General features: G+C 56.1%; 18 protein-coding genes, 2 tRNA genes and 2 pseudogenes. 7 read left to right on the top strand and 15 right to left on the bottom strand.

Annotation, left to right across the window (positions count from 1 at the left end; genetic code table 11):
- Nucleotides 1-27 precede the first annotated feature (27 nt).
- The 4 genes from AC0L7U_RS09910 to AC0L7U_RS09895 all read right to left on the bottom strand — a co-directional run bounded on the left by AC0L7U_RS09910 (nt 28) and on the right by AC0L7U_RS09895 (nt 3,665).
- Entirely contained in the window at nt 28-339 is a 312-nt protein-coding gene (locus AC0L7U_RS09910) for an ATP-binding cassette domain-containing protein (protein WP_473690325.1), read from the bottom strand.
- Nucleotides 340-664: 325 nt separating this feature from the next.
- A complete protein-coding gene (locus AC0L7U_RS09905) occupies nt 665-1,357 on the bottom strand; it encodes a sensor histidine kinase (RefSeq protein ID WP_473690324.1) in 693 nt (230 codons plus the stop codon).
- 4 nt (nt 1,358-1,361) lie between these two features.
- Nucleotides 1,362-1,847 (bottom strand): GAF domain-containing protein, encoded by a 486-nt coding sequence (locus AC0L7U_RS09900; RefSeq protein WP_473690322.1) that lies wholly within the window; start codon nt 1,845-1,847, stop codon nt 1,362-1,364.
- A gap of 135 nt (nt 1,848-1,982) precedes the next feature.
- The gene (locus AC0L7U_RS09895; RefSeq protein WP_473690320.1) at nt 1,983-3,665 is read right to left on the bottom strand and encodes a methyl-accepting chemotaxis protein; all 1,683 of its coding nucleotides are present in this window, start codon (nt 3,663-3,665) and stop codon (nt 1,983-1,985) included.
- A 560-nt stretch (nt 3,666-4,225) separates the two neighbouring features.
- Between AC0L7U_RS09895 and acnA the strand changes: the two genes are divergently transcribed.
- From acnA to AC0L7U_RS09880, 3 genes are all read left to right on the top strand, one after another.
- Complete coding sequence (gene acnA, locus AC0L7U_RS09890; protein ID WP_473690318.1) at nt 4,226-6,901, top strand: aconitate hydratase AcnA; 2,676 nt, start codon at nt 4,226-4,228, stop codon at nt 6,899-6,901.
- 188 nt (nt 6,902-7,089) lie between these two features.
- A complete protein-coding gene (locus tag AC0L7U_RS09885) occupies nt 7,090-7,419 on the top strand; it encodes an ArsR/SmtB family transcription factor (RefSeq protein ID WP_473690316.1) in 330 nt (109 codons plus the stop codon).
- Entirely contained in the window at nt 7,416-7,943 is a 528-nt protein-coding gene (locus tag AC0L7U_RS09880; protein ID WP_473690314.1) for a rhodanese-like domain-containing protein, read from the top strand. The genes AC0L7U_RS09885 and AC0L7U_RS09880 overlap by 4 nt, the downstream gene beginning before the upstream one ends.
- Nucleotides 7,944-8,014: 71 nt before the next feature.
- On the opposite strand, the pseudogene AC0L7U_RS09875 reads toward AC0L7U_RS09880, so the two are convergent.
- From AC0L7U_RS09875 to AC0L7U_RS09835, 9 genes and pseudogenes are all read right to left on the bottom strand, one after another.
- Nucleotides 8,015-8,438 (bottom strand): annotated as a pseudogene (locus AC0L7U_RS09875) (VOC family protein).
- 420 nt (nt 8,439-8,858) lie between these two features.
- Nucleotides 8,859-9,326, bottom strand: a complete 468-nt coding sequence (gene queF / locus AC0L7U_RS09870) for a preQ(1) synthase (RefSeq protein ID WP_473690312.1) — start codon at nt 9,324-9,326, stop codon at nt 8,859-8,861.
- 3 nt (nt 9,327-9,329) lie between these two features.
- Complete coding sequence (queE, locus tag AC0L7U_RS09865) at nt 9,330-10,103, bottom strand: 7-carboxy-7-deazaguanine synthase QueE (protein WP_473690310.1); 774 nt, start codon at nt 10,101-10,103, stop codon at nt 9,330-9,332.
- Entirely contained in the window at nt 10,100-10,456 is a 357-nt protein-coding gene (gene queD / locus AC0L7U_RS09860) for a 6-carboxytetrahydropterin synthase QueD (protein WP_473690308.1), read from the bottom strand. The genes queE and queD overlap by 4 nt, the downstream gene beginning before the upstream one ends.
- Nucleotides 10,449-11,138 (bottom strand): 7-cyano-7-deazaguanine synthase QueC, encoded by a 690-nt coding sequence (gene queC / locus AC0L7U_RS09855; protein WP_473690306.1) that lies wholly within the window; start codon nt 11,136-11,138, stop codon nt 10,449-10,451. The genes queD and queC overlap by 8 nt, the downstream gene beginning before the upstream one ends.
- Before the next feature lie 225 nt (nt 11,139-11,363).
- Nucleotides 11,364-11,582 (bottom strand): hypothetical protein, encoded by a 219-nt coding sequence (locus tag AC0L7U_RS09850; RefSeq protein WP_473690304.1) that lies wholly within the window; start codon nt 11,580-11,582, stop codon nt 11,364-11,366.
- A gap of 62 nt (nt 11,583-11,644) precedes the next feature.
- On the bottom strand, nt 11,645-12,523 hold the full coding sequence (locus AC0L7U_RS09845) for a GNAT family N-acetyltransferase (RefSeq protein ID WP_473690302.1): 879 nt from the start codon (nt 12,521-12,523) through the stop codon (nt 11,645-11,647).
- On the bottom strand, nt 12,520-13,926 hold the full coding sequence (locus tag AC0L7U_RS09840; RefSeq protein WP_473690300.1) for a lipopolysaccharide biosynthesis protein: 1,407 nt from the start codon (nt 13,924-13,926) through the stop codon (nt 12,520-12,522). The genes AC0L7U_RS09845 and AC0L7U_RS09840 overlap by 4 nt, the downstream gene beginning before the upstream one ends.
- Nucleotides 13,927-14,045: 119 nt before the next feature.
- Complete coding sequence (locus AC0L7U_RS09835) at nt 14,046-14,342, bottom strand: YchJ family protein (RefSeq protein WP_473695747.1); 297 nt, start codon at nt 14,340-14,342, stop codon at nt 14,046-14,048.
- 338 nt (nt 14,343-14,680) lie between these two features.
- Between AC0L7U_RS09835 and AC0L7U_RS09830 the strand changes: the two genes are divergently transcribed.
- Complete coding sequence (locus AC0L7U_RS09830; RefSeq protein ID WP_473690298.1) at nt 14,681-15,364, top strand: metal ABC transporter permease; 684 nt, start codon at nt 14,681-14,683, stop codon at nt 15,362-15,364.
- Between the two features lie 209 nt (nt 15,365-15,573).
- Here AC0L7U_RS09830 and AC0L7U_RS09825 read toward each other — a convergent pair.
- Nucleotides 15,574-15,648, bottom strand: a tRNA-Gly gene (locus tag AC0L7U_RS09825).
- Nucleotides 15,649-15,718: 70 nt separating this feature from the next.
- A tRNA-Gly gene (locus AC0L7U_RS09820) sits at nt 15,719-15,793 on the bottom strand.
- 244 nt (nt 15,794-16,037) lie between these two features.
- On the opposite strand from AC0L7U_RS09820, the gene AC0L7U_RS09815 reads away from it, so the two are divergent.
- From AC0L7U_RS09815 to AC0L7U_RS09805, 3 genes and pseudogenes are all read left to right on the top strand, one after another.
- The gene (locus AC0L7U_RS09815; protein ID WP_473690296.1) at nt 16,038-16,559 is read left to right on the top strand and encodes a prolyl-tRNA synthetase associated domain-containing protein; all 522 of its coding nucleotides are present in this window, start codon (nt 16,038-16,040) and stop codon (nt 16,557-16,559) included.
- A gap of 153 nt (nt 16,560-16,712) precedes the next feature.
- A pseudogene (gene trxA / locus AC0L7U_RS09810) lies at nt 16,713-17,667 on the top strand (thioredoxin).
- 75 nt (nt 17,668-17,742) lie between these two features.
- Nucleotides 17,743-18,423: an LON peptidase substrate-binding domain-containing protein gene (locus tag AC0L7U_RS09805; RefSeq protein WP_473690294.1), complete on the top strand. Its 681-nt coding sequence runs from the start codon at nt 17,743-17,745 to the stop codon at nt 18,421-18,423.
- Nucleotides 18,424-18,430 lie beyond the last annotated feature (7 nt).

Raw genomic sequence — 18,430 nt, 5'->3', positions numbered from 1 at the left:
GGTTCAAAGTCGCCACCGGCGGACGCCTCACGGGTCATCGCTTGCCAGAAGGTACAGGTTTTCCAAAGCGCTCAATGCGCCTTTGGTGGCCGTTTTGTAGGAAATGAAATGCGCCTGCTCGCCAACCATGGCTTCCCCGTCAGGGCTTTCAAAAAGACGTAACGAACCTGAATCCAGTGGGATCAGCCCGGCGAGGGCGAGCAGCAAAGAGGTCTTGCCGCTGCCATTGTTGCCGGTAACGAGCAGCGCCTGCCCACTGGCGACTGTGAAAGACAACTCCGTGAGCACCAGTCGCTCGCCGCGGGTGACAGTCAGGGTGTCGGCACTGAGGTGCAGCATGGGTGCAGCGCTTCCGGCTCTGGTTGGTCGCATCCGCCTGATGCAAATCTCATCCTCTTCGATTGCAGGAAATGGCAGCCGTTGGCAAGAGGCAGGCCACGGGTCGCATTGCGTTGCTCAGAGTGTGACAGTGAATTGTCATGCGTGCACGTGACAACCGCAGCCACAAATATGCCGGATCAGGTATTATCGTCATTGCGGCAGGCGTTTGTGCTGCGATGACGGAAGCCTTCAGAATGCTGGGGCGGCAGCATAAGTGTGGGATTTGGACGAAATACGCCTGAAGACCGATGCTGCCTCAAATGCAGGCAGTGTTTGCGGTCGTTCAGAGATAGGGCTTTCGCATCTGGAATGTGAAGCGCGTTTCCTCGAACGAGGACTCTGCTGTCAGCGTGCCGCCATGAGCTTTGGCAATCTCGCTGGAGATATAAAGACCAAGGCCAAGTCCTTGCGCGGGCAGGTTGGTTTTGCCTCGATTAAAGGGCGTGAAAAGGCGTTCAATGGCTTCTTCAGGAATGGGGGCACCCGTATTGCTCACGGACAACTTGAAGAGAGAACCCTGATCGCTGGCTTGCAGCAGCACGGGGTCGGAGGGCTTGCCGTGTGTCAGGGCGTTTGCCAACAGGTTCGACAAGAGCTGTGCGATGCGCAGACGGTCGCAATCGATGTTGCTTGCTAATCTGATGTCCGTTTTGATTTCCCGGTCTGGATGTACAGTTTGTAGCTCATCGACCACCTGTCGGATCGTGTCGGCGACGGGAAGATCTGCATTGCGTGACAATTGCAGACCGCCCCCCAGACGCCCTCGGGCAAAATCCATGACATTGTCGATCAGCCCGCTCATGCGAACGACGCTGCCCTGAATGAGGGTGACGATGTTCGTGGCGCGCTCGTCCAGCGGCGTGTTTTTCAGCATGCGTGCACCTGAGGAAATAGATGCCACCGGATTACGCAAATCATGTCCTAATACGGCAATGAATTGTTCCCGCAAAAGGGCGGTTTCGCGTTCGTCTTTCAACGAGTCATCGGTACTGGTGAACGCTTTGACGTGCGTTGATATGCGAGGCAACCAACTCGGCAAAAAGCTTGAAGATGCTGATTGTCTCTGGGCTGTTCAGACGGGCCGGACGGGGGTCAATCGCGCAAAGTGTTCCGAAGAAACTGCCATCCGATAAAATGATCGGTACAGATATATAGCTTTGGAAGCCATACATGGATGGTGTCGGGTGGGTGCAATAGGTTTCGTCTTGGGCGACATTGTCGATAACGACGGCCGTCGTACTCTGCCGTACTTCGTGGCAGAGCGTGGTTCCCACATCAAGCTCCCCGCCGGGCTTCAGGCCGAAGTCGATTTTGTCGAGAACTTCACAGGCAATCCACCGGTCCGGAGTGACGCGGGCGATGGCGGCGAATCCCATTCCTGTCGTTCGGCACACCACATCGAGGATGGTGGGAACGGCAGCGATCTCTTTTATCAGATCGAGGTCTTGTTGAAAGTCGTGTTGCAATGGGGTCCCCAATAATGAGACCCCAGTTTAAACGAGCGGCTGGATTGTGTCACGCGACATCCGCAGTCAGGATCAATCTGTTAGCGAAAATAAATGGGTCGCGCCGACGTGCTTGAGAGGGGTGAAACCGCGCCGTCAGGCGGCGCGGATGCTGTTCAGAAATTTGGTGACCTCTGCTTGCAGGCATTCTGCCTGAGTTGCCAGTCCGCCAGAGGAGCTGAGCAGTTCATTCGCGGTATGGCTTGATGTATCTGCTTGCGAAGTGACGTTGGAGATGGCGTTGGAGACCTCTACGGTGCCGGCGGCGGCTTCCTGAATATTTCGGGAAATTTCTGCTGTCGCGGCAGCTTGCTCCTCAACGGAAGCAGCAACGGCGGACGACACTTTTTTCATTTGGTCGATGATCTCGGCAACGCCGTCAATGGCGGCGGCGGAGTTGCTCGTGGAGGACTGGATCTCGGTGATCTGAGCTGCAATCTCCGTGGTCGCTTTGGCTGTCTGGTCTGCAAGCTGCTTGACTTCTGCGGCCACAACCGCAAATCCCTTGCCGGCTTCTCCTGCGCGTGCGGCTTCGATCGTCGCGTTCAGGGCGAGCAGGTTGGTCTGGGCGGCAATACCGGTAATCAGCTCAACGATGTCGCCGATTTTCTGTGCCGAAGACGACAGTCCCTGGACAGTATGTGCGGCGCTGTTCGCATCGTCGGCTGCACGCAGAGACATGGTGTTGGACCGATCGACCTGCTCGGTGATTTCACGAACTGACGCAGTGAGTTCTTCCGTTGCAGCGGCGACTGTTTCCACATTGGCCGTGGCTGTGTGGGCGGCAATTGACACGGCAGTGGATTCCCGCGCTGTTGAAGACGCACTTTCATACATCTGTGAGGCGAACCCTGAAAGCTGGGCTGAAGCTGCCATCACCGTGTGAACAATATTGCCAACAGAGTTCTCGAAGTCTTCGGCGAGCGCTGCCATCATGGCGCGCTTTTCTCTTTCTTCCAGCTTGGTGCGTTCGGCGCTTTCCATCGTCAGGTGCTGATTTTCATCCATTTTCTGCTGAAAATAAGTAGCGGCCCTGGCAAGCTCTCCGACTTCATCCTTACGTTCAATGCCTGCGATGGCGATGGCGGTATCACCGGTTGCCAAACTCTTCAATGTGCTGACGATCATGCGGATCGGAGTGGCAATGTCCCGACGGGCAATCAAAATGCCGATGCCGAGGGCCAGAAGGGTGACGAAGAAGGCAAGCATCAAGATCGTGATCCCGGCGGATGAGGCCTGTTGTTCTGCTTTCAACCGTGTGTCCGTCATCAGGCTTTCGGAGCTGTCAGCGTAATGTTTCAAGGCCGTATCAAGCTGGACTTGAATGGCTTGAGCGCGGATGAGCGCTGAAATACTTTTGCTTGTATCGCCCTTGGACGTGTCGACCTGGTCAATCAGTTGCGACAGAGTGCTGGCATAAGTTTGCAGCTCGGCATGAATGTCTTTTAAGTCCTTCTGGCGCTCTGCGGTGTTGGCTGTTTCCGGAGCGGGGAGAAGGTTCGTCATCTTGACAGTGCGTGCCTTGACTTCGTCGCGATAGGTGTCTGAGGCCAACTCGCCGATTGCCATCTGATAGGCCATACGGCTGAGCGTTATCGTATCGACGCGAAGCACCATGGCATCATGCATCTTGGCATCAAGGGCGGAAACTTCATTGAAAGCGGCGTTCAGGGATTCGATCTTGACGAACGCGGCGGTTGCGATCCCGGCTGCGGCAACCGCCATGACAGCAACGATGCAGATGACCTTCTGGACGATAGACAAATTCTTTAGCGACACGCGACGGCTCTTTCCTGTTGAAGAGAGGGGCCGGGACCAAGCCCAGTCACATACGTATATTTCACTAAAAGATTAATGAAGTTTTTTACTACGAAAAAATTGATTAGGTTCGAGGAATATATTTTTATTCTGATTAAATCTGCGTATTTATAATAATACCTATGTATAGTTATTTTATTTATTATAAATAGAAAGTAATTTATTGTTATTTCAAGTTTCCGTTAGGTCGTGAATAGAAAAATCCCCTTATTAAAAGGGGGCTGACTTTTGTATACGCTTGTATATAAAGGCGGTGATGATCGAGTTTTTGCGTGTCCAGTGGCGCGCAATGGGGCGTGTTTGACGTCTTGTTGCCGGATGCATTGGCAAGTGTATGCAAATCTCGTTATAAGATCGTCGAAGCGTTTGGATGGAAGATGCCTCTTGAGGGATCTTGCGTCTTGAAAGCATGCCCGAAAGAGGCTCACTTGTTCCCGGAAACGGGGGCAGCCAGAGATTCTAGACCCGCAGCCGGCTCCCCCGCCGAACTGCAAGACAGGACAACGAGGAGAACGCCAGTCGTGACCCAGTCCCTTGATACATTCAAGTCCAAAAAGACAATGCAGGTCGGTGACAAGACCTACACGTATTTCTCCATTCCGGAAGCTGAGAAGAACGGCCTCAAGGGCGTCTCGAAGCTGCCTTTCTCGCTGAAGGTTGTTCTTGAAAACCTTCTGCGCCACGAAGACGGTCGCACGGTAACTGCTGAAGACATTCGTGCTGTTGCCGAATGGCTCACCGAGCGCAAGTCCGATCACGAGATTTCCTATCGTCCAGCCCGTGTGCTGATGCAGGATTTCACCGGCGTACCTGCCGTGGTCGACCTGGCAGCCATGCGTGACGCTGCGGTCAGCCTCGGCGGTGATCCGGAGAAGGTGAACCCGCTGGTTCCTGTCGATCTTGTCATCGACCATTCGGTCATGATCGATTATTTCGGCACACAGGACGCGTTCAAGAAGAACGTTGAGCTGGAATATGAGCGCAACCGCGAGCGCTACGAATTCCTGCGCTGGGGGCAGTCGGCCTTTGACAACTTCCGTGCCGTTCCTCCGGGAACCGGGATCTGTCACCAGGTGAACCTGGAATATCTGGCCCAGACAGTCTGGACCAAGGAAGAAGACGGCGAGACCGTTGCCTATCCGGATACGCTGGTTGGCACCGACAGCCACACGACCATGGTCAACGGCCTGTCCGTTCTTGGCTGGGGTGTTGGCGGTATTGAAGCTGAAGCAGCCATGCTCGGCCAGCCGATCTCCATGCTGATCCCGGAAGTCATTGGCTTCAAACTGACCGGCAAGCTGAATGACGGCATCACTGCAACAGACCTTGTGCTGCGTGTTGTTGAAATGCTGCGCCAGAAGGGCGTTGTCGGCAAGTTCGTTGAGTTCTACGGACCTGGCCTTGACAACATGAGCCTTGAAGATCAGGCAACGATCGCCAATATGGCACCGGAATATGGTGCGACATGCGGCATCTTCCCGATCGACAAGGACACGCTGAACTACCTGAAGTCGACCGGCCGTGATGCGGACCGTGTTGCTCTGGTTGAAGCCTATGCCAAGGAACAGGGCATGTTCCGCGTGGGCGGCGAAGAGCCGGAATTCACCGACACGCTGGATCTCGACATCTCCACCGTCGTGCCTGCGATCTCGGGTCCGAAGCGTCCTCAGGATCGCATCAACCTGGCCGATGCTGCCGAAGGCTTCGCCAAGACGATGGACACGGAATTCAAAAAGGCTGCCGACGTGCACAAGCGCGTTGCTGTCGAAGGTCGTGATCATGATCTGGGCAATGGCGACGTTGTCATCGCCGCGATCACCTCGTGCACCAATACGTCCAACCCGAGCGTTCTGATCGGTGCTGGTCTGGTGGCGCGCAAGGCGCATGAAAAGGGCCTCAAGGTCAAGCCTTGGGTCAAGACATCGCTCGCTCCGGGCTCTCAGGTTGTGACCGACTATCTGGAAAAAGCCGGTGTTCAGGCTGATCTCGATGCGTTGGGCTTCACGCTGGCCGGATATGGTTGCACCACTTGTATCGGCAACTCCGGTCCGCTGGCGGATGAGCTTTCCAAGGCCATCAACGACAACGACCTGATCGCTTGTTCGGTTCTCTCGGGCAACCGGAACTTTGAAGGTCGTGTGAACCCGGACGTGCGGGCCAACTACCTCGCATCGCCGCCCCTCGTTGTGGCTTATGCGCTGGCTGGTAACCTGAACATCGACATTACCAAAGATTCCCTCGGCGATGACAAGGATGGCAATCCGGTCTATCTCAAGGACATCTGGCCGACGACAGAAGAAATCGCGGGTCTTATTCGCTCTTCCATCAATGAAGGCATGTTCCGCGAGCGCTATGGCGACGTTTTCAAGGGCGACGAGCATTGGCAGTCGATCAAGGTTGAAGGCGGCATGACCTACTCCTGGCCATCGGGTTCGACCTATGTTCAGAATCCGCCGTACTTCGAAGGCATGACGATGGAGCCGAAGGCTCTGGAAGATGTGAACGACGCTGCTGTCATGGGTCTCTTCCTCGACAGCATCACGACGGACCACATCTCTCCGGCCGGCAACATCAAGGCCGACAGCCCGGCAGGGGAATGCCTGGCGCAGCACCAGGTCGCCAAGAAGGACTTCAACTCCTACGGCTCACGCCGTGGCAACCACGAAGTCATGATGCGTGGCACATTCGCTAACATCCGCATCAAGAACCAGATGGTTGAAGGCGTCGAAGGCGGCGTCACGATGAAGGACGGCAAGCGCGAGTGGATTTACGACGCTTGCATGGAATACCAGGAAGCTGGCACGCCGCTGGTTGTCTTTGCAGGCAAGGAATACGGCACGGGCTCTTCTCGTGATTGGGCGGCAAAGGGCACGAAGCTGCTCGGCGTTCGCGCTGTTATCGCGCAGTCGTTCGAGCGTATTCACCGTTCCAACCTCGTTGGCATGGGCGTTATCCCGCTTGTGTTCAAGGAAGGTGAAAGCTGGCAGTCGCATGGCATTACCGGCAAGGAACGTGTGACCATCAAGGGCATTGCCGACATCAAGCCGCGTCAGATGATGGATGTGGAAGTCACGTACGAAGATGGAACGAAAAAGACCATCGAGTGCCTCTGCCGCGTCGATACGCTGGACGAGCTGGAATACATCAAGGCTGGCGGTATCCTGCACTATGTGCTCCGCAACCTGGTTGCCAGCTAATTGATTGATCTGTCCGAAGCTGCGTGATGCGTCGTTTCGGGGATCATGTCAGGTTCATCATGAAGCCGCTCCGGGCTACCGGAGCGGCTTTCTTATTTGGCGATGCGTCTCTTTCATCTCGCGGGACTTTCACATATTATAAAAATATGATATTAGGAAAATATAATATTTAAACGAGGCGGAGTGTCATGGCAGATGTAAGTCCGGATCAGGGTGCCATGCAGGATATGGCGGAGCGTGCTGAGGAGGTTGCCGGGTTCCTGAAAGGCATGGCCAGTCCGCATCGATTGCTCATTCTTTGTCGACTTGGTGAAGATGAAAAGAGTGTCAGCCAACTTGTTGAGGAGACAGGACTTCCTCAGACATCGATGTCTCAACATCTTGGCAAGTTGAAGGAGGAGGGGATCGTGTCCTTTCGACGGGAACATCGCATCCTTTACTACCGGATTACCAATGATGCAGTGCGCCAGATCATGGCTGTGCTTTACGACACATTTTGCGGGAAGGGACGGACGTGACACAGACAGTGACAGCACGCGAGGCTTATGACTGGTTGCAGGCTGGAGACGCCATTCTGCTTGATGTGCGCGAGCCGGACGAATTTGCGGAAAAGCGTATTCCATTCGCCTTCTCCTTACCGTTATCCGAGGGCGTGTCGCAATCCGCCTTGCCGCAGATGCCCCTTGGCAAGAGGGTCGTTCTGCATTGTGTCAAAGGGCTGCGAAGCGAACAGGCCTGTGCGATACTCACAGCATCCGGGGTTGCGGCAGATCAGATCTTCAGTCTTAGCGGAGGTCTCCCCGCCTGGCAGGCGGAGGGTCTCCCGCTCGTGGGGGCGAAGTCTGGACACGGCGTGTCGATTTTCCGGCAGGTGCAGATCATCATGGGAGGCGTGATCGGTGTGCTTGTGGTCGCAGGGCTGGCGGGGGTGCCTTTGGTGTCCTACGTCGCTGCCGTCTTGGCATTCGCCTTGATGATAGCGGGGATCACCGGTTGGTGCGGTCTTGCGCTGCTGTTGAAACGGGTGCCTTGGAACACGTGATCGATCAGTTCGCATCAATGCGATTTGAGAAAGGCAGAGGTCGCCGTGACCTCTGCCTTTTTCGTGTTTCGTCACAGATGGAAAGTAACGTGGCCATCGGCACTGATGGTCCATGCCGGGTTCCAGGCGATCTCCCAAGGCATGATTGTCCGGATCTGCGACATAGCCGCGATAACCGCCGTGGGGCGGCGCGTCTGCCGCACGCAGAATGCTCCCTCCGGAAGCAGCAAGCGTCTGCATCAAAGGCGTGACCCCGGCTTTCTCTGAAACGTTGTGCGCCAATGCAAAGGCACCGCTCGTGCCCAGAGTAGAGCGCTGCATATCCTCCGCCAGGTCGTCTTTCAGGAAGGTTCCCAGAACCAGACCATTCATTTGATAGAAGACGATGTTGTCGTTCTGAAACACAGGAGTCCAGCCAAAGCCGTCTATGTAGAAATGGCGTGATCTGTCGAGATCAGCGACGCCGAGCGTGATAACAGAAATCTGCTGTTGCATTCCAAGACCTCTCTTTTCACCGACACGGGGGTGTATCGGTGTTGAAGGTCATGGGGCTCGCTGTCAGACAGTGGTCAGGGCTTGTTGTGGCTTTTGACCTTACAAGGATCGGGCTAACCGCACCGATCTTTCCTTTTTAGACCTTGTGATGAAACCGTGCCCTAGCTGAAATAGCAAGGGTGCAGGGCGCGGGATTTCAAAAAAAAGCCGCCGGTTTCCCGACGGCTTGTTATTTTTTTATTATGCTTTTCTTGTTTTTGTTTTGAAGTTGGATCCGCTGTTCTGGCAGATCAATCATCAGGACCTTTCAGTGGGAAAGGGGCAGGGCAGATTTTGTTTTTATCGTGTGCCTTGCAAGCCCTGCCATTTCAGGGCTGTCCGATGGTCTCAGGCGATGGGGCGCCTCCGCGGTCGGGGCTGTTACCCTCGTCCGCGATAAGGTGGAACCCCTTGTTCAGGGATCCAAACATCGTCCGGCTGTGCGCCGGTCTGATAAAAGACGTCGATCGGAATGCCGCCGCGTGGGTACCAGTAGCCACCGATCCGAAGCCATTTGGGCTCCAGCAGCTCTGTGATGCGTTTGCCGATCGACACCGTGCAATCCTCGTGGAATGCGCCATGGTTGCGAAAAGAGCCCAGGAACAGCTTGAGCGACTTGCTTTCCACCAACCACTTGTCCGGCACATAATCGATCATCAGGTGAGCGAAATCGGGCTGGCTGGTGATTGGGCACAGCGAAGTGAACTCAGGTGCCGTGAACCGCACCAGATAGCCGGTGCCCTCCTGCGGGTTCGGTACCTTTTCCAGAACCGCCTCCTCCGGCGAATTGGGCAAACCGGTGTTGGTGCCGAGCTGGGTCAGGTTTTCGTAGATGCTTTTGTCGCTCATCGTTCAAACTCCGCGCAGGTTGCCCCACAGAAGGGTGTGTAGCTGAGGCAGGACGGTGGCGTCGAACCAGTGGTCTTCGACCACCCGATCCACCAGCCAGCGCATCCGTGTCATGATGCCGTCCGTGTCGATCCGCGCATCGGCCTCGGTGGCAGGTGGCGGGGTGTGGTTGCCCGGTTGCAGATAGACGGCAAGCTGGGAAAAGCGCTGTGCGGTCAGTCGGGCGAACTGGTAATCAGTTTCATCAAAGACCACTATTTTCAGCGCAATCTGCGGGCCGGGGCCTGCTGCCTCGATGCAGTCACGCAATTTATCCCAGTCCGTCGTCATGTCGCTTGAAGGTGGTTTCGGGCTGAGTGTCAGAACCGAGAGGTCGGCAAACCAGTCACGCGCAATCGAACCTTGCGTTTCCAGAGCAAATCCATAGCCCTTGGACCGGCCTAACCGGATCAGGTCGGCCAGTGGTTGAATGGCCGGGTTGCCGCCTGACAGAGAAACGGTCAACGGAACATAGGATGACAGGCGTTCGACTTCGCGCATGATAGCGTCTGCGGCCATCGGGGCCCAGTCGCTGCGATGCTCGCTGTCGACAGCATGCAGCGTGTCGCACCACGAGCAGCGATAGTCACATCCGCCTGTGCGGACGAAAACGGTTGGTTTGCCGATCAGCGCGCCTTCGCCTTGAATAGTGGGGCCGAAGATTTCACTGATGCGGATCGCACCTTTGGTCTCAGTCGGTCTGGTCTCGAACGCTTTTGTATCGGGAGACACGGTCATGGGCGGTACTCCGCCACGGTCTTCGGTGTTTCTTTCACCCGCGCGGCGGTGGTCTCCGGCCAGCGGGCTTTGCACCAATCATAGAAGTGCTTGGCCATGCGTTCGGCGGTCACGCCGTCGTCACCAAGAATATCGTTCAGATGACGGTGGTCGAGCGTATCGTCGATGTAGCTTTTCAGCGGACCAAGCTCGCGGTAGTCGCGCACGAAGCCGACAGTGTTCAGTGTGTCCGAGGTCAGTTCCACTTCCACCACATAGTTGTGTCCATGCAGCCGTGCGCAAGGGTGATCTTCGGGCAAGCCGAAAAGCTGGTGCGAGGCGGAGAAATGAAATTCCTTGGAGATCCTATACATCGCAGACCGTTCGCCAATAGTCCGGATCTGCATAGGTGGTCGGATCTTCAACGCCTGCCAGATGAAAGGCCTCACGGCGTTCGACGCAGGTGCCACAGCGGCCACAATGCACATCTCCGCCCTTGTAGCACGACCAGCTCTTAGTGTGGTCGACGCCAAGGCGGGCGCTTTCGGCGGCGATTTCTGCCTTTGAGGTGTGGATGAAGGGAGCGTAGAATCGAATATCGTTCAGACCTTCCAGCGCGTGACGCTGCATGGTCTCGAAGCTTTCGACAAAGCCCGGCCGACAATCCGGATAGATGAAGTGATCGCCACCATGGACAGCCGCGGCAACGGCATCCGCATTGCGGGCTGCTGCGATGCCAAACGCTATTGACATCATGATTGCGTTGCGGTTGGGAACAACGGTAATCTTCATCGTTTCTTCGGCATAATGCCCATCAGGCACATCGACGTCGTCGGTTAACGCGGAGCCGCTCAAAAGCGCTCCAACGGAGGCGATGTTGACGATCTGGTGCGGCGCGCCAAGGTCTTTGGCGCATTGCGCTGCGTAGCTGAGCTCTTTCTTGTGTCGCTGACCGTAATCAAAGGACACAAGGCCGATCAACTCGTTTTCGCGCGCAACTTTATGCGCGAGAGTCACGGAGTCGAGTCCGCCGGAGCAGATAACGAGTGTTTTCAAAACGAGACCCTTGTTTTCGTTGGAACCGGGTAGGCTGCGACCGGTGCCTGCGGAGACCGCAGATGGCGCGTTCTAGCAAGAAATCAAAAAAAGAAAAGAGGGGAATTGACTAGTTCGAGAGGATGGGGGCTCCGAATACCTTCGAAGAAGGCCCATTTGCCGTCTAAGTTTCAGAAAACGTTGGGAGAGTGAAAAAGGTCGCGAGGCTTGCAGAAAATTTCGGCTTCACCCGCGCCTGCGCCGCAGGATGGCCTTTGCTCTTGCCTCAAGACTCAGGGCGCGTTGTGCGGTGCCTGCCATCCATTCGCCGCGCCATCCTCCCATGTGGGCCAGCATGTGGTCGTAAGGCAGGGTCTCACGCCAGAGGGCATTGATCAGCGGGTGGTTCGGGATAGCGAGGGAATCCGCGCGTTTGACAGTGTCATCCTGCAGGTTGGTCGCCATGGTGTAGAGCACCAGATGCTTGCCGGGTGAAAATCGGCCATACGTCTCGTCAAAAGTTATTTTCAGGAAAAAGCGACGCCGCTCATCTTGAGATTGACCAGCATGGCAATGGGCGTGTTTGCAACGCAAAGCCGGTCGATCCGTATGGCCGCCTGCTGCGAGAGTGCCGAAGTCACTTTCACGGCGAAAGCTTCGCTGTCTGCGTGGCTGGCAAGGGCTGTGTGAGCTACTCCCTTCCAACCGCGCTTCTCCAATGCCAGAAATTGAGCCAGGGCGGCTGGGACGGCCTCGGGCGTGTCGATGCTGTCGAAGGTGACAGGTCCCTGATCGCTCAGGCGGTTAAGCAGGCGGCGCAGTTCTTTGCCATGCTTGCCGGATTGCGCGCGTTTGAGGTGTGCTTGGGCGATGTCGCCACAGGTATGAGCTGCCCGCTCTCGCGGCGCGGTGGACTGCACGTTCCAATCCTGCTGGTGCATCAAGCTGTCGTAAAAGGCGCTTGTCCGGGGCAGATAGTCAAACGACAGCAATGTACACCCTGCGGCTTGTTTCATCAGATCAAGAAACAGGTGAAGACATTGGGGGGCGATATCCGCGGCGGAAAGCGGTACGCCGAGAGGGCTGAACGGCGTCGTCAATGTGCAGGCGGCAGGCACGAGACGGCCAAGACGCCGGCGCACAACGGGAGCAGCGACAATCAACCGGCCTGATGCCCGGTCTCGGACGGCGCAGAGTTTGGCGCGGGTGGGTGGGCCGCTTCGGCCCAGCGTCTCAAGGTAAGGCAGCACAAAATCTGGACTGAAAAACGGATTTGCATCTTGCGCGATCATAGCCAGATTGCGCCAGTCTGCCACGAGACCCGGTGTTAATGCGGTCAGATCGGCAATGACAGGGACATACGGTCCTGTGTGCGAGGTGGAAGGGTGTGAGTTGGGCGGGGTCATGCGCTCGTCCCACCGGGTTCATTTACGGGCTTATGCGTTGAAAAAATAAAGGTCTGAAGGCCGAGACGCTTTTTTGCCATCCGGCACAGCATGATTGTTTCGAAGATGATCGCAAGACTGCTGCCAAGGGCGGCACCCGTCAGTCCGACCGTGGGGATAAGGGCCGCATTGAGAAGTATGTTCAAGCCAAATGTCAGACCAAAGATCCATGCGCAGCGCTTTTGTTCGCCGCTGATGCTCAGGAGAATTTCTGCGGGCCCGACAGAGGCACGGGCTAGGACACCGATAGTCAGGCAGGCGAGAACCGGTATGCCGGCCTGAAACCCATGTCCGAACAGGTCCATCAGCAGCGGCGACACGGCCAGCAGGCATACGGCCGCTCCAAGGGAGGGCCAAAAGGTCCAGCGTGTTGACCGGCTGACGTAGCCTTGCAACTGATCGGTCTGGCCGGAGTGGATCAGCGCGCTGAAGCGGTGACCGGTGGCGAGGCGGACGGCGTAATAAACGAAGTGGATGATCGCCAGCGTCTTGGAAGCGGCGAAATAGACCGCGACATCTGCAGGAGGGTGCCAAAAGCTGACCATAAGCACATCGGCGCTGGTCAGGCTTTGAAGAAAGCCTTCAATTAGCAGCATCGGAGCGGAGACTTTGAACCAAAGGGGCAGATCATAAGTTCGGGCACCGGCTGGAACAGCCTTGCGTAACTTTCCTGTCAGGACGAAGGCCTGAACAGCGACAACAGCAACGGTGGCAATCATTGCAATCAGGGCCAGTCGGCTGGCTGTAACAGGGGGATTCATGGCAGCCAGCGCGAGGGCACCTGCCAGAATCAGCAATGGCCGCCAGACGTATGTCGGTGTCAGGGTGATGGTTGACCAGTCATGACACCGCGCGATGCTGCTCAGGTGCACTGTCAGCGCGTAGACCGGCAAGGTGCAGAGCAGGAGCACCGTGGGGATGACATACATCGGGTCGATCATGGAGTGCAGAGCCAGAACTGCACCGCAGGAGAGAATAGCCAGCAGGACACCGGCGCTAAAAACAATAAGTGTGCTGGCTTTGAGAAAGCCACGCAGGCGGTTCATGTCGCCGGTTTCCCGGTACTGCGGAATGAAGCGGACAGCAGATGATGAAAAGCCGATGCAGGCAAAGATTCCCAGAATGACGATGCTGGTCCAGGCGACCGAGTAGATGCCATATTCATGCGCGCCCATCAGACGCGCTAACGCTACCTGCAGGACATACGCAAAACCGGCACCGAAGATACGAATGGCAAAGGTCGTCAGGGCCATGCGGCCAGATGCGTTGCCAAGCAGAGCGCGTGCCTTGCAAATCAGGCGATCAAGAAGCGGACCAAGCCGATCGCCGAGGCGACGGCCGATAGATCGGTATGATGGGGTCACCCTCAGGATATCCGGACTGCTGGAGATGGACACTGGTCATTTTACGACCATCACAAATTACGCATATTGTATTTTGCAAAATCTTAAAGTGCCGTGTTGGCCAACCTCTGAGGTCCTTGTTAGTCCTCCAAAGCCCGCACGTAGTACCAGACGCCCTTTTTCTTTTTGAAATAGCTGTGTTCGTGATGCTTCTTCAGGGCGCTGCCTGACAGATAGCTGGCCTCAAACCGGACAGACCCTACGCGGTCGGCCTCCAACCCGTCTTCGGCTGCAATGATCGTCAAGGAAAGCCATTGGGTTTCACGGGCCCAGGCCGCTGTGGCGACCGCGTCGAAGGTCGATTGCTGGGGCGGCCAGAGTGTCTCTTTCAGGTAGTCGATGTTTTGCAAGGTGTACGCAGTGTAGCGAGAACGCATCAGACTTTCTGCGGTGGGAGGGATGTCTGATCCGGAGAGATATAGATTGCAACACTCCTCGAAAGCGCTGCCGGATCCGCAAGGGCAGGGAGAGGTCGGCATGTCAGGCAAAGTCCGCTGTTGATCGGTCTTTTCGTAGGGCGCAAATCAGAAATGACGACGCCGTGCATTTTCAAGACTACGCGGTTGGTTGTGGAATTTCATCTGTCAATTTATGCGGGTCGTCGCATTCTTGAAGAACATCAGAGGTTGGTCTCTTGATTGCCACACAGCGCGGGCTATGTGAGTACTGGGAGTTGGCTGGGTCTGGCACTGTTATTTCTTGAGGGAATTTCGATATGAAGACCATGATTACGACAACGCTGGTCGCCTTGACCCTGGCGAGTGGCGGTGCACACGCGGCGGCCATGCCGGAGCATTTCCGAGGCAAGATTGTTGCCGTTCATAGTGATCGTTTCACCGTGATGACGCGCTCTGGCAGCAAGAAAATCTTTCAGATCAGCAAGGACACGCATTATGCCGCCGTGCATAAGGCCACCCTCGGAATGATCAAGAAAGACAGCTATATCGGTACGGCCACGAAGACGGAGGGGTCTCGGGTGATTGCGTTGGAAGTGGCGATCTTCCCACCGGTCATGCGGGGCGCTGGCGAGGGCCACAGGCCTTGGGATATGGTTCCGGACACCACGGCGGGCGGTAAGCATGACACGAAAAGTGCGATGACCAACGGCAATGTCAGCATGGTTGCCAAGCCAGGCAAGATGGTTTCCAGCGCTATGACCAATGGCTCCGTTTCGTCGAACATGTCCAAGAACGGCACTAAAACCATCGTCGTAACCTACAAGGGCGGCAAGCAAACCATCGAGGTTCCTGCATCCGCTCCCGTCGTATCGCTGAAACCGGGCAAAGTCGACGATCTGGCAAAAGGGGCAGGGGTTTTTGTCGTGGCCCTGAAGGCGGATGGCAAGCTGAATGCTCGCCTTGTGGCTGTTGGCAAGAATGGGGTCATGCCGCCTATGTAACTCGGGTGAGCACAGCAAAGGGTCGCGCTGGCGCGTGTGACGGCGGCGTGACCATTGGTGTTTTGAAGAAAGGCCTTCATGGGCTGTCTGGCAGGCTCATAAAGGTGACCTCAATCAGACTAGACCGCCCGGCGCCCGGCTTTAAACGCCAAAGCCCGCTTGCGCGGGTTTTTGTACTTCAGAAATGTCGTTCAGCTTGTGGTTGAAACTGGAGCGGGCGATGGGATTCGAACCCACGACCCCAACCTTGGCAAGGTTGTGCTCTACCCCTGAGCTACGCCCGCATTCAGTTTCATATCATGACCGATGTTCAGCCTTGAACTTCTCGGTCCCGCTCGTCTGCCTGAAGCAGATTGGAGCGGGCGATGGGATTCGAACCCACGACCCCAACCTTGGCAAGGTTGTGCTCTACCCCTGAGCTACGCCCGCATTCAACTGTCACGGGGCGAAGCCGCCCAGCGCCAGCGAGGTGCGCAGTATATGGACCAAGCTGGAAATGAATGCAACAGCCAATTTTAGCGCGCGATTGTTTCCCCGTCGGTTGTGGACAATCGGTGGGTTAAGTGGGTGATCGCGCAGGTCTGCGAACCGTCAATTCAAGAGCGTCGCTCTTGTCCATACCGCTGAAACCACGTTAAAAACTGGTGTGAAACTGATTGCCCGGGAGATGATGATGGCAGCAACCCGAGATGAGCTGATGGCCTTCTTTGCTACAAACGGCATTGCGGTTGAAACGCTGGATCATGAGCCGGTCTTCACCGTGGCGGAATCTGGTGCGTTGGATCGGAAGATCGAGGGCGGGCAGACCAAGAACTTGTTCTTGAAAGACAAGAAAAAGAAACTGTTCCTAGTCGTTGCGCTGTCCGATGCCGAGATTGACCTCAAGCACTTACACAGCAAAATCGGAGCAAGCGGGCGACTCTCATTTGGCAGTGCGGACCTTCTGGTGGACACGCTGGGTGTGCGTCCAGGTTCAGTTACACCGTTTTCGATGATCAATGATCGGGAAGCGCACGCAGTCCAGATCATTCTGGATGCTCGGATGATGCAGCATACTTTGTTGAATTATCACCCCTTGGCGAATGATGCGACAACGACCATCGCTCGTGATGATCTGCTACGGTTCCTTGAGGCATGTGGCGCAGAGCCGAAAATTCTGGCTGTAAGTCGCCAGTCGGATGACGCGGGTTTGTAATTTGGCAATCGCTCATCCATGTTATGGGCAATCATAAAGGAACACTCCGCAGCGAATGCGGAAAGCAAGCTTGAGGCAAAGATTATGAGCACTGGAAACTACTCGGTTGGAGGCCAGTTTGGCGGCACAATGGGTGGCGGTTACGGCAGTGGCATGGGCGGCGGCAGTTCTCTCGGCGGTGGCGGTGGTGCTCCGGCAGGTGGTGGATCGCCGTCTGGTGCAAGCGCAGCCCCGGCAGGTGAACTGATTTTCGACGTGACGACGGAAACCTTCATGCAGGACGTGATGGAAGCCTCGCAGAGCAATCCCGTTCTGGTGGACTTCTGGGCGCCGTGGTGCGGTCCTTGCAAACAGTTGACCCCCGTTCTTGAAGCGGCTGTAAAAGCTGCGGGCGGTGCCGTGCGTCTTGCGAAAATGAATATTGAAGACTATCCGGAAGTCGCAGGCCAGATGGGGATTCAATCCATTCCGGCGGTGGTGGCGTTCAAGGACGGTCGGCCGGCGGATGCTTTCATGGGTGTGCAGCCGGAGAGCAAGATCAAGGCGTTTATTGACGGTCTTGGTGGCACGGTTCCTGTTAGCCAGGTGGATCAGTTCCTGGAGCAGGCAACCGCATTGTTGGAAGCCAAGGACTACACCCAGGCGATGCAGTTCTTTGGTGGTGTGGTGCAGATGGAGCCGACCAATGTGGCGGCCTTGTCCGGGCTGGCACATTGTTATGTCGGTCATGACGATCTGGAGCATGCCAAGCAGGTGCTGGACATGGTGCCTGCGGACAAGCAGCAGGATCAGGCCTATCTTGCCGCCAAGGCGGCTGTTGAATTGGCAGAACAGGCTGGCGAACTGGGGGATCTGGCTGATGTTCAGGCGCGCGTCGATGCGGACCCCAATGATTTTACCGCGCGGTTCGACCTGGCGCTGGGCCTCAATGGCATCGGGCAAAAGGAGGCTGCGGTCGATCAGTTGATCGAAATTGTCAGTCGTGATCGCGATTGGCGTGATGGCGAAGCCCGTCAGCAGCTTTTACAGTTCTTTGAAGCGCTGGGGTTTCAAGGATCCAGCCGCGAATTATGGTCGGCGCAAGCTGTCTGCCGTTCTGTTCGCTTGATCTTTAGGGTCCGTGTCCCAAATTAGATGAATGTGGACATGGACCTTTTTGCGAACCGAGATGGAGGGCTGAGACATGCAAGCCGGAAACGCTGTTTACGAAAGCATTGCTGATCTGCCGAAGGTCATCCCGGTGTTTCCGTTGCAAGGGGCGCTGCTTTTGCCGCGCGCTCAGTTGCCGCTGAACATTTTTGAACCACGCTATATCGACATGGTCGATGTGGCGTTGGGGGGCAATCGCCTGATTGGCATGATCCAGCCGGCATCCGGCCAGGAAGACGATCAGACTGCATTTCCGCGTCTTGCGAATGTTGGCTGCGTTGGCCGGATCACAGGGCTTCAGGAAAGCGGAGACGGTCGTTATCTGCTGACTTTGCAGGGTATCAGCCGGTTTTCCGTCGTTGAAGAAGTGCGTGACGGGACAGCATTTCGCCAGGTCGAATGCGACTTCTCTGACTATGCGAATGACCTGTTGCTCGGGGTCGGAGAAGATGATGTTGATCGCAACAAGCTCTTGCAAACCCTGCGAAACTATCTGGATGCGAACAATCTGGAAACAGATTGGGAAAGCGTCTGTGAGGCGGAAACGGAAGTTCTCGTCAATGCGCTGTGCATCATGTGCCCGTTTGGAGCGCAGGAAAAGCAGGCTCTGCTTGAAGCGCAAAGCCTTAGCGCGCGCTCGGAAACATTGATCGCAATTACGGAAATGGATCTGGCCCGCTCCAACAGTGGCAGCGGCGGAACTGTTTTGCAATAACGCCGCG

This window comes from Roseibium sp. 10G30-5 (assembly GCF_055809635.1).
Note: the sequence above shows the minus strand (reverse complement) of the source record. Positions and strands in the feature narration are given on the sequence as shown.

Bases quoted from the DNA above. Each gene is read 5' to 3' on its own strand.
- queE (WP_473690310.1), bottom strand. From the start codon at position 10,103: ATGACCGTGTCTCCCGATACAAAAGCGTTCGAGACCAGACCGACTGAG.
- AC0L7U_RS09815 (WP_473690296.1), top strand. From the start codon at position 16,038: ATGGCAGCAACCCGAGATGAGCTGATGGCCTTCTTTGCTACAAACGGC.
- queD (WP_473690308.1), bottom strand. From the start codon at position 10,456: ATGTATAGGATCTCCAAGGAATTTCATTTCTCCGCCTCGCACCAGCTT.
- queF (WP_473690312.1), bottom strand. From the start codon at position 9,326: ATGAGCGACAAAAGCATCTACGAAAACCTGACCCAGCTCGGCACCAAC.
- AC0L7U_RS09835 (WP_473695747.1), bottom strand. From the start codon at position 14,342: ATGCGTTCTCGCTACACTGCGTACACCTTGCAAAACATCGACTACCTG.
- AC0L7U_RS09805 (WP_473690294.1), top strand. From the start codon at position 17,743: ATGCAAGCCGGAAACGCTGTTTACGAAAGCATTGCTGATCTGCCGAAG.
- AC0L7U_RS09885 (WP_473690316.1), top strand. From the start codon at position 7,090: ATGGCAGATGTAAGTCCGGATCAGGGTGCCATGCAGGATATGGCGGAG.
- AC0L7U_RS09830 (WP_473690298.1), top strand. From the start codon at position 14,681: ATGAAGACCATGATTACGACAACGCTGGTCGCCTTGACCCTGGCGAGT.
- AC0L7U_RS09850 (WP_473690304.1), bottom strand. From the start codon at position 11,582: ATGGCGACCAACCTGCAGGATGACACTGTCAAACGCGCGGATTCCCTC.
- AC0L7U_RS09910 (WP_473690325.1), bottom strand. From the start codon at position 339: ATGCTGCACCTCAGTGCCGACACCCTGACTGTCACCCGCGGCGAGCGA.
- AC0L7U_RS09845 (WP_473690302.1), bottom strand. From the start codon at position 12,523: ATGACCCCGCCCAACTCACACCCTTCCACCTCGCACACAGGACCGTAT.